Raw genomic sequence first — 2,022 nt, 5'->3', positions numbered from 1 at the left:
ACCCACGCTCCCCTAAGGGGCTGGGTTTAAACCCAGCCCCGCGAGCCCCATGGCGGCGAATGGCTTCCCCACAGGGGAACGGGAAGGGGGTCTAAAAAGTCCCCGTAGGGGACATTCCTGAGCTGTAGCGAAGACTATTTGTTTTTCTCACCCAGATGGTTAGTCAAAACCCGATTGCGTCTTAAAACGCAAATTTGGCGGTTTTAGGGAAAACACCTTTCAAATCCTATTTTCTGGTTAAAAAGCAGGCACAAACGGAGTTTGTATATTGCGCCCTTGGAAATTCCGGCGGGATGGGCGATTTTTATTTTCCCTGATTTTGAGAGTTCCGAGAGAGTAATTTTCAAACCGGCTGCTGAGAGGCCTTTTTTAAGGCTTGGTTTGAGGTTGGCGGGATAGGGGAGTTGTGGGACAAATTATAAAATTTGCACAATCCATCACAGGGAGAATACCCGATACGTCACTGGTTTTTTTACTGCCAGTGACGTATCTAAAATCCGCATCAAACAACAGCTTCGGCAAGGGATATACCTGAACACTCTGTCACAATTTAAAAACGATTATTTTTCTGCCCAAAAAGACAGCATAAAAATATCGTTTTTGGCTTTAATTCCTTTCGCTGCCTTTGTCCTGCTTTGGTTCCCGTTTGTAGCGCTTCTCCTTGCTTCGCCATGCAAAGGCAAGACGCGAGCCGTCATCCGCTTCGCCATCAGGCGAGCTATCGGCAAGTGCTAAATCAGCGTCGGATTCCTCTTCCAGCTTCAAAACATCTTTCAAAGCGCCACCTGTTGCCACGAAGCGACGCTTAAAAGTCTGGCGCGTAAGCTCCAGAAACCAATTGGGATCGGCTGTCATATCGGTCGGTTTCACTGCGTATTTCAGTGTTTCCGCCACGGCTCGCTGTAAAGCATCAGCAAGCGGTTCGCTCTGACCTTCCCCGGTTTTCTTGATTTTTACCGGCCTGATATCCACATTCGGTTCGTAAGCCACCCGCAGACAGTCCTGCCAGATAGAAACCCAGCGCGAATGTTTAACATAATCACGGGTAAACCAAGATGGAGGAACCATCATCAGAGTATGGAAATGCGGGTGCGCACTGCCATCCTTCCCTCTGGTTACCTCAACCGTCCTTATCCAGCCCAAAACAGGCTTAAATTCTTTCCGAACTTTTAACCGCTGAAATGCTGAATTCATCAGACTCAGGGTAGAGCCCAGCTCGGTAATGGAGCAATTACGAACGGTTAAGGTCAGAAAGACCCAGCGCGCCGAAGGATAAGCTTCAACCAGTTTCGGCAAAGACTGGTAAAAACGCGCCTGCCACATCAGCGAACGTCTCCACTGACAGACAGGACAGTTGCGCACACGGCAGAACTGAGCATTACGTAGACGCAGGCGTGTCTCGCCTGTCTCTGGCTCATCAGACCAGCCAAAGAGAAGAAGACCGCTGCAATCGGCCATGCGTGCGGCATAGCGTCCAAATTCAAAAGCTGCGGCATAAAGGCCACCGACCTCATCACAAAGCCCTCTGTGTTCATCCCAGGGTTTATCATTGGCATTATAGTCGCTGAGGTAAAGCGTTTTATTATTATTATTTTCTGACATACCTGCCTTAGCTTGGCAGGCAGAAAAAATTCATGTTAGAATCCTTCCATCGCCTGCCAAATCATCCCGGTGATCGCGGCTCTGGATGGCGCGAACCATCGCAGAGCTAAACCTACATTCCAAAGCAGCATTATCAGCCTAAAATCATCTACAAGTCAAACACCCCTAAAACCCAAGCCAGCACTGATCAAAACACCAGTTTGACACGCTAGAGTTATCCCTTAAGTATAAATACAAGGAATTGGACGTTTTTTTGCTTAAAAAACAAACAGAAAATTAGATTAATTTATAATCGCTTTGTTTATTTATTTTACTGTCTTTTGAAACTGTTTTTTTTAGAGAAAGAAAAGCAAAAAGCATTAGTTAAAATCCGAGACCATTTTTTAAAACCGCCAAATTTACGTTTTAAGCCACGATCGT

Annotated in this window: 1 protein-coding gene; it reads right to left on the bottom strand. The window is 46.6% G+C overall.

Annotated features, from left to right (window positions below):
* Positions 1-606 precede the first annotated feature (606 nt).
* The gene (locus Lfee_RS00005; protein WP_058443228.1) at positions 607-1,602 is read right to left on the bottom strand and encodes a protein rep; all 996 of its coding nucleotides are present in this window, start codon (positions 1,600-1,602) and stop codon (positions 607-609) included.
* Between the last annotated feature and the right edge of the window lie 420 nt (positions 1,603-2,022).

It is taken from the genome of Legionella feeleii (assembly GCF_001467625.1).
GTDB classification, from domain to species: Bacteria; Pseudomonadota; Gammaproteobacteria; order Legionellales; family Legionellaceae; genus Tatlockia; species Tatlockia feeleii.
Note: the sequence above shows the minus strand (reverse complement) of the source record. Positions and strands in the feature narration are given on the sequence as shown.